The following is a 14,615-nucleotide window of genomic DNA, read 5'->3' as shown; positions in this document are numbered from 1 at the left end:
CCTTATTTTTCAAGCAATTCTTTCATCAATTCATATCCGTGTCCCACATAGCGTCCGGTACTTGCGCAGGTTTCCTCCGTATAAGTGCTGATTCCGGAATCCACCGGGTCGGTACTCCGGTAAAGCAGATATGGAACCGGGTCGGAGATATGGGTCTTGATGGCCAATGGAGTTGGATGATCCGGCATAACCAGAATGGAATATTCCTCTCCGGCCTCTTCAAGACCTTTTAACAGCGGGCCTACGATCAATTCATCAATCAGCTCAATGGCCTTTACTTTATTTTCAATCTCGCCTCTGTGTCCGCATTCGTCCGGGGCCTCCACGTGAATGTAAACAAGATCCTGTCCTTCCAGCAATGTATCCAAAGCCGCTTTTCCCTTGCCGGAAAAATTGGTATCGATGTTTCCGGTTGCGCCTTCTACTTCGATGACTTTCATGCCCGCGCAGATTCCAATTCCCTTAATCAGATCCACAGCCGAGATAACCGAACCCTTTACCCCGTATGTCTTTTCAAAATTGGAAACTCCGGGCTTTGTGCCTTCGCCCCAGAGCCAGATTGAATTGGCAGGATGAAGGCCTCTCGCTATACGGGCCTGATTCACCGGATGATTTTTCAGCACTTCATGGCTGCGCTTCATCAGATCGTAAACAACTTCATTTTTCGGAACATATTCTGTAATCTTCCGGTCGGAAATATCATGAGGGGGCGTTAAATCAAGGCCTACAGGCCCTTCGTGCCAGATCATGCAGTGTCTGTAGCTGATGCCCGGATAAAACTCGATGCTGGCGCTTTTAAAGGCTTCGTTGACCGCCAAAATCAGCTCTGCCGCCTCAGCTGTGGATATCTCGTCTGAACTGTAGTCCACCATGGTTTTCTGGTCATAATCCGCTTCATCGGAAAGAGTGACCAGATTGCAGCGGAACGCCACATCCGTATCCGACATTTCAATTCCGATGCTGACCGCTTCCAGAGGAGAACGTCCGGTATAACATTCCACCGGATTGTATCCCATTGCGGAAAGGTTTGCCACATCGCTTCCGGGCTTTAAACCGTCCGGAACTGTCTTTACCATGCCTAACACACCCTTTGATGCCAGTCTGTCGATATTCGGCTTCTGAGCTTTCTGAAGGGGCGTACAGCCGCCCAGTTTCTCTACCGGATAATCTGCCATTCCATCGCCAAGCATAACAATGTATTTCATCGCCTAATTCCCCCTATGTATTATTTTAATTCCCGTTCCATCATCTCTCTCAGCTCATCTACCGTCTGGCCGGGAGTTCTTCCATTCTCATCGACTGTGATATCCGCATATCTTTCATAGTACGGTACCCGCTCGTCATAGAGATCCTTTAACGACATGCCGTCCTTTAAAGCGACTCCGCGGTCTTTTAAATCCCCAAGGCGGGATTTTACTTCATGATAGCTCAGTTTCAGATAAACCACGGTGCTGATCTCTTTTAAATGTTCCATAGCTTCTTTTCCATAGATCACGCTGCCGCCGGGAGCGATCACCGAATGAACCACATCCAGCTCGCTGTTGATCCTGTTTTCCACTTCCAGAAAACCGCTTAAACCGTCCTGCTCGATAATGTCCTTTAACAGCCGCCCTTCCTTTTCCTGAATGACAATATCCGTGTCCACAAATGAATAGCCCAGCCGTTTGGCCAGCAATACTCCCACGGTGCTCTTGCCTGAGGCCGGCATGCCGATTAATGTAATATTTTTCTTCATGTTTTTCTCATCCTGATGTAATTTACTTATTTTCTGGTTTTTTTCTTCTTTTGGACCGAATATCCAAATTTCCCCAGTTTTTTCCCCAGTTCAAAATATTCCCCATGAGAGTAAGCCACCAGCCCGGAGCTGTTTAAATGAAACTTGCCGTTCTGATCCATATATTTTTCATCCACCGTTACGCCCGCCACTTCTGCCAGAAACATATCATGGCTGCCCAGCGGAATGATCTTTGTTACCCTGCATTCAATGTTTACAGGGCTTTCTTCAATTCCCGGGGCCTTGATATATTGGGACGGCAGAGGCGTCAGCTTCATCTCTTTATATTTGTCCGTATCCCTCCCGGACTTGACTCCGCAGTAATCCGTTGCGAATACAAGATCCTTTGTGACCAGGTTTACAACAAACTCCCCGGTCTCTTTGATAATATTATAAGAATAGCGCTCCGGCCTTATGGATACGTAAAGCATGGCTGGAGTGGACCCGGTCGTACCGCACCAGGCAGTCGTTATAATATTCGGCTTTTCGCCTTCTCTCTGGCAGCTCACCATCACTGCCGGAACCGGATACAGCATATTGCCCGGTTTCCAATGTTGTTTCGCCATATCTGCCTCCCTTTCCGCACACCAAAATGCCACCGTTCAGCTTTTTCTCTAATCGTTATCCGGCAAAAGCTTTATCGTAATCACCAGCTGTTTGACAAAACATCCCTCTTCTAATTTAATATCCTCCACATGTGTCTGAGCAGGCAGATCGCCGTCCTCTTCCAATTCCACACAGATCCAATTGTAGGCGGCGTCTTTTGCGTTGTCAACCGCATCCTCCAAATCCGGGCCGTCCGCTTCGCAGCATTCCAAATCCGGAAATTCCACATGATAGCCTTTTCCCTCTTTATGAGGTGTAAAAACTGCTGGGTAAATAAATGTCATATTATCCGCAACCTGCCTTCCTATCTATTATTTCTAAGCCTGAACCGCGATCATCAGTCCGGGTATCAGCTGTTTTTTACGGGAAACCACGCCCGGCAAAGCCACTACGCAGTCATTGCTCTCCGCATGCTCTTCCTCCGGCTCCACATGAAATGCTTCTGAAATCAATTTTTCAGCGCCCTGTCCCTCGCATAAAAGAACGGTGGACTCGGTCAGAATATTGGTCAGCATAAAGAACATCATGTCAACTCCATGCTCCTGATGTGCCTTTTTCAGATAAGGCAGCATTCTCACCCTGAGCTGCTTTAATTCATCCGCATTCAGAGAACTGATCTGTCCCACGCCAAATGAAAGCTTTCCGGCCGTAAAATGTTTGAAATCCTGATAAAAGATCTCTTCATCCGACTTGCCCTTCAAATTGCTTCCAGCCGCAAACATCTCCGAAGCATATTCCTCGATATTCACGCCTGCGATTTCCGCCAGTTTAAGAGCCGCCATGCGGTCGATCTCCGTACATGTCGGAGAACGGAATAACAGGGTATCCGAGATGATAGCGCTGCAAAGCAGTCCTGCGATATGTCTCTCGATCTCCACATGATTCTCCAGATACATCTGATAGATTATGGTCGCCGTACATCCTAACGGCTGGTTTCTGAAAAATACAGGTGAAATGGTTTCAATCGCGCCCAAGCGGTGATGATCGATGATCTCCAGCAGACGGGCATTTTCAATTCCGTCCACAGCCTGACTCTTTTCATTGTGATCCACTAAGATCACGGATTTCCCCTGTGCTCCCAGCAAATTACGGCGGGAAATCATCCCTTTGTATTTGCCGTCTTTATCCAGAATCGGGAAATCACGGTGGCGCTTGCTTGCCATCACTTCTTTGATATCATCAATATAATCCGTATCTTCAAATGTAATCAGATTCTCCGTTTTCATAAAGTAGCTGATCGGCATACTCTGATTGATCAGACGGGCTGCCGTATACGTATCATACGGGGTGGTGATCACCGTGCAGCCCCGCTCGGCCGCCAGCTTTTTAATGGTCATGGAAACGGCAGCGCCCTCGCACACGATAATGCAGGCCGCTTCCATCTCAATGGCGCAGAGCTGGGATTCATAGCGGTTTCCCAGAATCACCAGATCGTCTTTTTCAATATAATATTCCATCATGTCCGGATTGGCCGCTGCGATCAAAACCTTTCCCTTGTTGTAAAATGCATTTTCATCGCCCACAACAATAGCGCCTTCCAATGTCTCGATAATATTGGAATACCCGGTATTCGCCTTTGATAAAATGCTGCTGTCATACACATTCATGTAAGACTGGGCGATATCTCCGACCGTAATCAGCCCTTCCAGCATTCCGTCCTCCGTTACCGCCGGAATGGTTACCACATTGGCTTCCTGCATGGTTTTCCAAGCCTTTTTCAGGGAAATGTTATTGGCCACTCCCTTGGTTTCCCGAATCTCGATATCCCTTACCTGAGTCTTTACATTCTGAATCAGTTCCGGCGCATCCACACCAAAATAGTTTAACACAAACTGAGTCTCTTCATTCACATGTCCGGCGCGTCCCGGCTGATATTCTTCCTTTGTAATTTCCCGTTTCAGATTGGCATAACATACCGCTGAGCAGATCGAGTCGGTATCCGGATTTTTGTGTCCTATTACGATTGTCTTGTGTGTACAATACTCTGCCATACTACCTCCACTTTTCATAATCTATTTACAACTTGTTCACATTTTATTCACAACTATTTTTTATACTATTTGTATAGAAAATCAATTATGTGGATTGATTAAATCGTCAAATTGCACATAGATTTTTCATAATTACCCCGGTTGCCTGGCAATCGGGGTCTCCTCATTTTATAGCTCATTTATCCGGCGGCAAAGCCGCCGTCTATCAGTCGAGAACCAGTCTTGCAGCGCCGTAGATACCGGCGTCATTGCCCAGTTTTGCCAGCGCGATAACCCCTTTATTCTCAGAAATCGGTGTAAAATGCCGATAATATTTATCCACGCGGTCAATCAAAAACTGGCCTGCTTTCGATACGCCTCCCCCGATTACAAAAACCTGAGGGTCCACGATCATTGCCACATGGGCCAGCGCCAGCCCCAGATAACGGCTCACCACTTCCACCACCTCATTGGCTAAAGCGTCTCCCGCCTTTGCGCAGTCGTAAACGTCCTTGGCAGTAATCCTGTCGCCAAATTCACGCATGGAAGACGGATCTTCCTTCGCTGCCATCATCCTTCTGGCTTCCCTTGCGATTCCCGTCGCAGAAGCCACCTGCTCCAGACATCCCTGTCCATGGCAGTTACAGTACTCCTTTTCCTCATCTCTCACGTGAATATGTCCCAATTCGCCGCCAAGTCCATGAGTTCCTGCTATAATTTTCTCATCAATAATCACTCCGCCGCCTACTCCGGTTCCAAGTGTTACCATCATAACGTCCTTATAACCTTTTCCGCCGCCCTGCCACATCTCGCCCAGCGCCGCCACATTGGCATCATTCCCGCTGCGCACATTTTCAATCCCTAAGATACGGCTCAGCTCCTCCTGAGGATTCCGGTCTCTCCATCCCAGATTGACACACACTTCCACATAACCATCCGGCATAACCGGCCCCGGAACTCCCAGGCCCACGCCCACGATCTCCGACAATCCAATATTTCTCTCATCCAAAACCTTTAAAATCGACTCTCCCACATCCGGCAGTATGTATTTCCCCGCCTCTTCCTTACGAGTCTTCACTTCCCACTTATACAACACTTCCCCGTCCGTCGTAAAAAGCCCGATTTTAACGCTCGTACCTCCTACATCTACTCCGATGCACTTCATACCCATTGTCCTAACTCCTTTTCCCTGTTATTTATCAATCCTAAACCAGCAGTTCTCAACCAGCATCACTTGCCCTAGCACAGTCCTTTTCGTTCCTGATTCCTCAATCAATCTTCTTTTCCTCAGCCTGCCAGTCCCCAGTTACGCTTCTCAGCCCGCTGTAAGACATGCCCCCGGTCTTCCGGTCTCCGGAATCGAGTTTTCACTGCATGACTATGCAGGGCATTAGAGGCTGTAAGCGCGCGGAATTTTTCGTTCTGAAGAAAAGAGCCGCTTGTCTGAGCGAAGCGAGTTGCGGTCTTTTCTTCAGGCTTTTAGAAAAATCCCGCACGCTTACAGCCTCTTATGCCCGAATCCGGAATGCAGTGGAAACTCGATTCCGGAGACCGGAAGACCGGGGGCATGTCTTACAGCGGGCTGAGAAGCGTAACGTCCCCTTCATCAGCAAAAGGGGATGCCGCAAACCTTTGGTCTGCGACGCCCCCATTTATCTATTACAGTGAACGAACGGTCTTCACTACATTCTCAACCGTAAATCCAAAATGTTCAAACAATTTTCCTGCAGGGCCGCTGGCTCCGAATCCCTTCATGGTAACCGTAGCGCCGTCAAGTCCTACATATTTGCCCCATCCGAAATCTCCGAGAGCTTCAATTGCAACACGCTTTCTTACATTCTTAGGAAGCACGGATTCCTTGTATTCGTCGGACTGCTCTTCGAATAAATCCATACACGGCATGGAAACCACGCGGATCTGATGTTCGGAAGAAAGCTCTGCTTTTGCTTTAACAGCAAGTTCCACTTCTGATCCGGTTGCGATCAGAATCACATCCGGCGTTCCTTCGCAATCATCGATTACATATGCGCCCTTTAATGCATCCTTGCTGCTGCCGGGCATCGGTGTCAGGTTCTGTCTTGTCAGAACGAGTGCGGTCGGCGTCTTCTCAGAAGTCATAGCGCTGTACCAGGCTGCCGCAGTCTCCACACCGTCGCATGGGCGGAATACGTGGAAATTCGGCATAGCGCGAAGCATAGCCAGCTGTTCAATCGGCTCATGAGTCGGTCCGTCTTCGCCTACGCCAATGCTGTCATGAGTCAGTACAAATGTCAGCGGCACTCCCATAAGAGCGGATAAACGCGCCATCGGTTTCACATAATCGCTGAACACGAAGAAGGTTGCCACATAAGCGTGCAGCCCGCCGTGAAGCATCATGCCGTTTCCGATCGCCGCCATAGCCAGCTCGCGAACGCCGAAATGCATGTTGCGGCCCAGACGGTTCTCCTTGGAGTAATCTCCTGCGTCGGACATATTGGTCTTATTGGACGGAGCCAGATCTGCGGAACCTCCGATCAGATTTGGAATCTCTGTTTTTAATTTATTAATCATCTTTCCGGATAAGTTTCTGGTTGCATCCGGCTTTTCATTCTGTGCCCAGAATTCTTCATTGTTAAATAATTTATCCGCATCCACAGGCGCGTGATACTGATTCCACAGAGCTTCCATCTCCGGGAATTCCTCGCAGTAAGCGGCGAACATCACGTTCCATGCTGCCTCTGCTTCTGCCTTCTGAGCTGCGATCTCATTAAAGTGGTCATATACTTCCTGAGGAACGAAAAATGGTTCCTGAGACGGCCAGCCTAAATTAGCCTTCATGGCATCCACATTATCCGCTCCAAGAGGTTCTCCGTGAGCGCTTGCTTTTCCCTGTTTTGCAGGACAGCCATAGCCGATCTGTGTTTTTACCGTGATGAAGGAAGGTCTTGTGGTATCCGCCTTCGCCTCTTCAATAGCCGCTCCGATTGAAGCCAGGTCATTGCCGTCTTCCACGGTAATCAGCTGGAAGCCAAATGCTTCCATACGTTTCTGCACATTCTCCGTAAAGGCGATATCCGTGCTGCCTTCGATGGAGATCTTATTAGAATCATAGATCACGATTAATTTTCCAAGTCCCAATGTGCCTGCCAGTGAAAATGCTTCTGAGGAAATGCCTTCCATCATGCATCCGTCTCCGCCCAGCACGAAGGTATAGTGATCTACAACAGGATAATCATCTTTATTAAATACGGCCGCCAAATGAGTCTCCGCGATGGCCATACCAACTGCCATGCCCATTCCGGCTCCTAAAGGTCCTGTGGTAGCTTCCACGCCAACCGTATGGCGGTATTCAGGATGGCCCGGCGTCAATGACCCCATCTGTCTGAAATTCATCAGATCTTCTTTTGACAGATTGCCATAGCCGAATAAATGAAGCAGGGAATACAGGAGCATAGATCCATGTCCCCCTGACAAAACAAAACGGTCGCGGTTCGCCCAATCAGGGTCTGCCGGATTGTGATTCATATGATTTGCCCAAAGTTCATAACCGATTGGAGCACATCCAAGCGGAAGTCCCGGATGACCGGAATTGGCCTTCTGGATTGCATCTGCAGAAAGCACGCGGATTGCATTTACTGACAATGTGTCGATGTGATTCATTGATATTAGCCTCCTAATTTTATCTCTTTTATAGTTTGTGGCCCCATTACGATAAACGTGCCGGGTAGCCGCCCCTTAGTTACCTTGGAAACCGTGAAATCAAATTCGCCTCTAAACTTTAAATTCCCCTGCATGTTATAAACCTCACAGGAACTTTCATTATACAAAAGAACGTAATCTCCGTCAATATCCGCATGGGTATACTGGATATTAAAATCCTTGCTGAACTGCTTTTCACCGGTGTTTTTATAGACATCCACCCGGTACGGATTCTCGCCTGTCGTATTGTTGACCACAATGCCTGCATAATTCTCAGAATAGAAGATGCTTCGGATCTCCTCTTCCACCGGAATCTGCACCAGCATCTCCGGCGACATCACATTCTTGGATGAGAAAAAGGTCAGGCTGTTGTCTGCAAACGCACAGGAATAAGTCTCTGTCATAAAGCGGACTCTGGCAATCATGCTGTTGTCATAGATATCCTTATAACCAGCCACCAGACGTCCCGGAACGTTCTTTCCGATCTCAGAAAAGTTATAGAATACGACTTGTCCCTTCGCGGCTCCATTGCTCAGATAGATATAGGATACCATCAACTGAGTTCCGTCCGGTGAAAGGGAGATATCGATGGGATATCCGTCCTTTTCCAGCGTGGACTTTATGGAAATATCAAGGGGAGTTCCGTCTTTTCTGAAAAATGTGATCCTTCCGGACTTGCTGTCCTCCTGAATCGCCGCCACCACTCCATGAGCCGATACCGCCACTTTCGTGATCGGAAGCAATGTGGTGGCAATCCCCTGGCGTCCGTTTTTATCGCAGATATAGATGCTGTTGCCCTGCCTGTCCGCTATGGCCGCATAATCTCCGTTGACCACAGCTTCCGGGGATTTCATCTCATAGCTTTCAATCCAGATGTCCTTTCCCTGGTTGTCCGTGTAGGCTGCTCCGTCCTTGCTGTACTTGATTACATTGTTGCCGAAATTAATGTACTCATTAATGCTGCTGTCCGACCGCTCCACGTTATGCTCCCAGGACACCTGATATTCCATGTATTGATGGCCCGCCTGGTAACGGTAATATCCAAATCCTGCTCCTGAAATGGCAAGCGCTGCTGCCAATGACAGAAAGAAACGTTTCCGCCTTACCTTTCTGGCCGCTTTCTTTACGATCTCCTCGCTGTCGGCGTCCTCTTTCTCCATTCGGGGCGGGGGCGCAGCATTGGGCGTGATCACTCTGCTTTTTAGTTGTCTTTTTTTTGTCTCTCTATTCATAGAGCTCATATCACTCATGCCGTTATTCTCCCAAAAATGCCCAAATATGATTTAAGTATACAACATTTTCAAAAGAAACGCATTACATTTTTCTACGGCAGAACTAATTTCTGGCCTGATATGATCTTGTTCGGGTCATCCAAACCGTTAATACGGCAGATTTCATCCATTTTACTGAGATTGTGGTAAAATTTCAGACAGATTCCGTGCAGAGTTTCGCCTTCTCCGATTATGTAAGTTTCCGGCACCGCCGCAGCCGCTTCCGCTCCCTGATCTGCTGCCTGCGCACCGCCCGATGCTGATGAACTGCCTGCATTTGACGCTCCTCCAGCTGTTGCTGCGCTCGTTTCCGGAACTGTCTCCTGAGCCGCGGTTTCTCCCGAACCATTTTCCACCGGCACTGCGGAGGCAGCCGTTGTTTCCGGTTCTGAAGCCATGGTATAGTGCTCTACCGGCTCTGTGGGATAGACTTGTCCCGGAACCTCTTCTACGGAAAGCTTTTCCTTATCCGATTTGGGATCGTACTCCTGCCAGTTTTTTACGCCTTCCGGAAGAACCGAAACCATCACGCTCTCCATCTGACGCATTTTTTCATAGTTATTAAACATGATGATGCCGCCCGCCAGCACCACTATGGCCAATGCGCTGCACAGGCCGCCCAAAACGCTCACCGTGTTCTTATGAGCTTTGACTTCCGTCTTCCTGCTTTCAATCCTCTGTCTGAAATCAGTGACCACATTATCCGGGACGCCTGTTTCCACGCGCCTCACATCTTTTCGCAGCACCATATAGTCCTGCATCATCTGATTTCTTTCATAATAAATGCTGTGGCCGCGAAGCTTGTAAAATCCGTCCTCCGAGGTCACATAGATGGATTCTTCCCCTTCCAGCCCTGAATTTAAGTACATCAGCTGATTCTTTCCGGGGAAATACTTTACATGCTCTTTCCAATAATTAAGCGGACTGAGCTGGCTGCCCTGCGATGCGCAGAGAAACCATCCCAGAACCGTTCTCTTAGGAAACATCTGTTCCATATCTTCATAGGCTTTCTTCCACGCTGCCTCTGTAAATTCTACTTTTTCTCCGTCCCGTGTCACATCTTCCATTTCCATGGCTCCGTCAATGAACAGATAAGGGGTTCCCTCATGCTGTTCGCTGCTGCCAAGTAAAAGCCCGATCCTCAGGTCTTGTCCTCCTGCCGGATACAATTTTTGTAAATACGTGTTCACATAGTCTTCCAAATATAATTTTACAATCTGGTCCCGCTCACCGATCTGCCTGATATTTTTCGGCAGCTTTGGGTACGGGTTATATAATTCTCCCATTGGCTCACCCCGCTAACTTATTCTAATATCTGAACAATCATAGCATGGATGTTTTGCAAATGTTGTCAAACCAGTGCCGCAGACTCACATAATTTTTCGACAAGAAATATGCTGTCGCTGATGCAGTCCGCAAGCCTCATAACCACGGCCAGACGGATGCTCTGAAGCATGATCGGGTCCGCTCCCGCACAGCCTCCCACAATTCCGGTGATGAAAATGTCCCCCACAGGCCGCAATTCTTTGCTGACTCCCAAGCCGGGGCGCAGAGATCCCTTACCCAGGGTGATATATCCCACATGCTCGTTATTTCCCACGGAAGCGTCCACTGCAACTACCAGGTGATTGGGATAACTGCATCTGAGGACAGCCAGATAATCGTCCAGGTTCATGGCGTGAACCGGGCGTTCTAAGGTTCCGAACACTTCCAGGTTTTTCACCTTTTTTTCTTTTAATTTATACCCGATCAGCGGGCCTAAACTGTCTCCTGTGGACCGGTCTGTCCCAATACACAGGATTAAAACCCCTGATTTATTCTGGTTTTTCAATTCTTCGGATATCATTTGATAAAGCCGGGTAGCCAGTTTATCGGTTTCAAACCCCTCTCCGGCATGGTAATAGTAAACTTCCTGTCCGGTTCTCATTCCAATCCATTCCCACAGTTTCATAAAGTACTCCGCCTAATCATTTTATTAATTCTATTATAGGCAGGGGATTGGATAATTATGCAAATAATAAATAAGGGGGAGTTCTGTTGAATGGCGAGGGAACGCTAAGATCGGGAGTTTGGGCGGAGCGGGGGCGGGGGAGGCCTGTGGTTTTGCGGCTCCGGATTCCAGAGAGGGCAGAACTAAGTAAAAATGAGGGGAAAAAGGCAGGACCGGCGCCATTCGGTGAGATCTCTTTATGACATCTCGCCTCAGGGCGCCTTGGATATTGATTCGGAATTCAAGATCCACCTGCCTTTTTCCCCTCATTTTAACTAAGATCTGCCGATCTCTTCCATAGTCGCCGCAAAACCACAGACCTCCCCCGCCCTCGCTCCGCCCAAACTCCCGATCTTAGCTGGGTACTGGCTCATTTAAGGGAAGAAATCCTTTAATAGAGTAGATTTATAAGAGGAGTTGGTAGAGTTCAAATTCTGATAAGCCGAACTCGCTGTAGCCAAGATCTACGGTGTCTATGTATTGGAAGCCGTGTTTTTTGTAGAGTTGGATGGCTGGGGTGTTTTTTTGGTGGACATCCAGGCGTATGGCTTTTATGTTTGTTTTTTGGCTGTGGTCTTTGATGAATTCCATTATTTTGCTGCCGATGCCTTGGTTTTGGTAGGCGGGGTGGATGGCGAAGGTGTATATTACGAGGATATCTGAGTAGTCTAAGTCTGTATGCCAGTCGGCGGATGCATAAGCTGCTTCCGGTTCGTGGCGGAGGATTACGGAACCGATGATTTTACCGTCTGTTTTGGCTGTGTACAGACTTCCTTCACGGACGGCTTGGGCTGCGTCTTCTTCTATAGGATATATGCCTTTTTTCCAGCCCGGGTAGTTTATATTGTTTTCGAGATGGGTACAGACAGTGTCGTAGAGAAGGCCCAGCTCTTTGATGTCGGCTGTTGTGGCTTGTTCGATTGTTATTTGCATGAAATTGGGCTCCTTTTTTCTGATTTTAAAGTAAAGGGTGAAGGCATTTTGCAAAATGCCTTGAAGTTTAAAGTAAAACGTGAAGGCATTTCTGAAAATGCCTTCAGGGTCTATGTAAAACTCAGCACAGAGGAGGAGTCCGTCAAGGGCATTCCACCCCTTCTAAACTCCTCCCCGCATAATTTCACACATTAAATCTGCTTCTATTTCGCCTCCCTGCAGCTGTTTATCGCCTCACTGAGATTTGATGACGATCCGCTGACGATCTTTTCCAAAAGCATATCCAGCTTGGAAGGTGTTAAAAACTCTTTTCCAAGATAAGGTTCATAGTGATCCGTAACATAAAGGCTTTTCTCGTTTCTGGCCGTCTCCACTTCTTTCAGGCGCCGCCTTAAAACATCCAGTTCCGCCTCCATGGACTCGATCTTTTCTTTGCTGTTATTTGTGATTTCATCCGCGATAATATTCTTTGTCACGGTTTCAAATGTATTGAGGGCATCCTTTTTCTTGCCTGCAGTAACCGCAAGTTCCTGTTCCAGCTGGGATATCTCATCGTCGAAAATCTGTAAGTCGTATACGGCTTCATTGCGGTCTTTTTGTATAGTATGGGTGATCACTTTGATTTTCTTCTTGTTTCCGTGAATCTGGTCACGGATGATCTGACCGTCTCTCAGAGCCGCCAGATGAGGAATCTTCGTTTTGTTGCTGATGAACACATACAGACCGCCGAATATCAGAACCGTGATGAAGTAAATCACAACCAGCACCAGCGTCTTCTTCTGGCCGATCAGCATATAGGAACCATATGGCACTGCCAGAAAACAGACCAGGATCGTGCACAATAATTTTAAATATTCGCTGAACCATCGGGGGAGAAAGAGGGCATAGTACCAGTTTCCCCTGCAGATCTTAGGAACGTGGTTTTGCTGGAATAAGGTTTTTAACCGGAGGTTCAGTTCCCGGTTTTCTTCCCGGAGTTCGGAGGTTTCTTCTGCGATCCGTTCTTTTACGCCCTGGTTTTTCGCTTTTTCCCTTTTGGCCCGGGCTTTTTTTAACCGTTCCTGTCCTTTTCCGATCTCCTGGTCATAGCTCAGAGTCAATGCTTCCGTTCTTTTTTTAATTGTCATGTTTATGGAGTCTGAAACCGACCTTTTTTCCGTTTCCACAGTTCTCTCGAGCTGGTATTCTTCCTGTCTTAACTGTTCTTCCTGCTCGGTGAGCTGTGCCATCCGCAGCACGTCCGCTTTTGCATCTCTCAGGAATTCAGCATAGTCTGTAATGGGCTGCACCATGCTTTCCACCCTCCTTAATTTCAAGTATTGTAAACACCCAGTCTTAATCCGGAACGATAACTACGCTTTTTCCTCGTAAGCAAATTTCATATCCCATGACTTACGGATATCATCCATCAGGGCAAGCACGGTTAAAGAATCCGTTTTCCTCAGCACATCGCTTGTATTCATGCCTGCTTTTACGCAGCGGTTTACTTCCCTGATCTGATATTCGAAACCATTTACGTCAAACGGCATCTGAATCTCGTAGGGTTCGCCGTTATTCGGACGGACGGTCATAACTTTGGCATGCTGGTGATCCGGTATGGAGATGGAGCCTTTGGTTCCGAATACGGCCGCTTCTCTCGGCATCTCAAGTCCGATGGCCGTAGTCACACATGCGGTCCGTCCTCCCGGATATTCCAATAAAATGGAGCTGAAATCATCGGTTCCATATTCATTAATATTAACTTCTGAAGAGAAATGAACCGGGGCCGCGTCCATAATCATATGAATAAAGCCTAAGTTATAGATTCCGATATCCAATAGAGCGCCCCCGCCCAGTCCGGAATCGAATTTTCTTCCCTTTCTGGACTCATCCGTGACAAATCCATAATCACAGCGGGCATGTTTTACCTCTCCGATCACCCCATCCGCAATCAAACGTCTCATCTCCAACAAAAGCGGAAGGAAGCGTGTCCAAAATGCTTCCATAATGAAAAGTCCTTTTTCCTCAGCCAGGCGGTAAAGTTCTTCCGCTTCCGCAGCGTTTGTAGTAAACGGCTTTTCACACAGCACATGCTTTCCGGCATTCAGGCACATCTTGGCATTCTCATAATGCATACTGTTAGGAGTTGCAATATATACGGCATCCACATAAGGGGAGCTGCACAGCTCTTCATAAGAACCATATGCATGTTCAATTCCATATTTATCTGCAAATGCGGATGCAGCTTCTAAACGTCTGGAACCAACGGCATTTAAAGTGTCTTCGCCCTTCATGCCGATAACCGTTTCTGCAAATTTATTTGTTATTCTTCCAGTAGCTAAAATACCCCATTTCATTGATCTTCAACCTCCGATATTCTGTTTTTATGTACGAAATGCAAAAAAGGTACAATC

Annotated in this window: 13 protein-coding genes; all 13 read right to left on the bottom strand. The window is 47.7% G+C overall.

Translation table 11 applies throughout. The features are described from left to right. Positions 1-2: 2 nt before the first annotated feature. The 13 genes from C0033_RS16845 to C0033_RS16785 all read right to left on the bottom strand — a co-directional run bounded on the left by C0033_RS16845 (position 3) and on the right by C0033_RS16785 (position 14,558). Entirely contained in the window at positions 3-1,205 is a 1,203-nt protein-coding gene (locus tag C0033_RS16845) for a cofactor-independent phosphoglycerate mutase (RefSeq protein WP_103229059.1), read from the bottom strand. Positions 1,206-1,225: 20 nt separating this feature from the next. Beyond that, positions 1,226-1,735 carry a shikimate kinase gene (locus C0033_RS16840; RefSeq protein ID WP_103229058.1) on the bottom strand — a complete coding sequence of 170 codons (510 nt, stop codon included), beginning with the start codon at positions 1,733-1,735 and terminating at the stop codon, positions 1,226-1,228. Positions 1,736-1,761: 26 nt separating this feature from the next. Next, positions 1,762-2,340 (bottom strand): flavin reductase family protein, encoded by a 579-nt coding sequence (locus tag C0033_RS16835; protein WP_103229057.1) that lies wholly within the window; start codon positions 2,338-2,340, stop codon positions 1,762-1,764. A gap of 48 nt (positions 2,341-2,388) precedes the next feature. Further along, positions 2,389-2,664: a type II toxin-antitoxin system HicB family antitoxin gene (locus C0033_RS16830; protein WP_103229056.1), complete on the bottom strand. Its 276-nt coding sequence runs from the start codon at positions 2,662-2,664 to the stop codon at positions 2,389-2,391. A 33-nt stretch (positions 2,665-2,697) separates the two neighbouring features. Beyond that, entirely contained in the window at positions 2,698-4,371 is a 1,674-nt protein-coding gene (locus tag C0033_RS16825) for a putative manganese-dependent inorganic diphosphatase (RefSeq protein ID WP_103229055.1), read from the bottom strand. Between the two features lie 205 nt (positions 4,372-4,576). Next, positions 4,577-5,521 (bottom strand): ROK family glucokinase, encoded by a 945-nt coding sequence (locus tag C0033_RS16820; RefSeq protein WP_103229054.1) that lies wholly within the window; start codon positions 5,519-5,521, stop codon positions 4,577-4,579. A gap of 488 nt (positions 5,522-6,009) precedes the next feature. After that, positions 6,010-7,989, bottom strand: a complete 1,980-nt coding sequence (tkt, locus tag C0033_RS16815; protein ID WP_103229053.1) for a transketolase — start codon at positions 7,987-7,989, stop codon at positions 6,010-6,012. Between the two features lie 5 nt (positions 7,990-7,994). Next, the gene (locus tag C0033_RS16810) at positions 7,995-9,260 is read right to left on the bottom strand and encodes a DUF5711 family protein (protein ID WP_347501162.1); all 1,266 of its coding nucleotides are present in this window, start codon (positions 9,258-9,260) and stop codon (positions 7,995-7,997) included. A gap of 92 nt (positions 9,261-9,352) precedes the next feature. Next, positions 9,353-10,585, bottom strand: a complete 1,233-nt coding sequence (locus tag C0033_RS16805) for a LysM domain-containing protein (protein WP_103229051.1) — start codon at positions 10,583-10,585, stop codon at positions 9,353-9,355. Positions 10,586-10,650: 65 nt separating this feature from the next. Then, positions 10,651-11,250 carry a spore protease YyaC gene (yyaC, locus tag C0033_RS16800; protein ID WP_103229050.1) on the bottom strand — a complete coding sequence of 200 codons (600 nt, stop codon included), beginning with the start codon at positions 11,248-11,250 and terminating at the stop codon, positions 10,651-10,653. Positions 11,251-11,694: 444 nt separating this feature from the next. Beyond that, a complete protein-coding gene (locus C0033_RS16795; RefSeq protein WP_103229049.1) occupies positions 11,695-12,222 on the bottom strand; it encodes a GNAT family N-acetyltransferase in 528 nt (175 codons plus the stop codon). A gap of 203 nt (positions 12,223-12,425) precedes the next feature. Next, positions 12,426-13,514, bottom strand: a complete 1,089-nt coding sequence (locus C0033_RS16790) for a hypothetical protein (protein WP_103229048.1) — start codon at positions 13,512-13,514, stop codon at positions 12,426-12,428. 60 nt (positions 13,515-13,574) lie between these two features. Beyond that, positions 13,575-14,558: a Gfo/Idh/MocA family oxidoreductase gene (locus C0033_RS16785; protein WP_103229047.1), complete on the bottom strand. Its 984-nt coding sequence runs from the start codon at positions 14,556-14,558 to the stop codon at positions 13,575-13,577. Positions 14,559-14,615: the final 57 nt, after the last annotated feature.

This window comes from Clostridium sp. chh4-2 (assembly GCF_002899675.1).
GTDB lineage: Bacteria > Bacillota > Clostridia > Lachnospirales > Lachnospiraceae > CHH4-2.
Note: the sequence above shows the minus strand (reverse complement) of the source record. Positions and strands in the feature narration are given on the sequence as shown.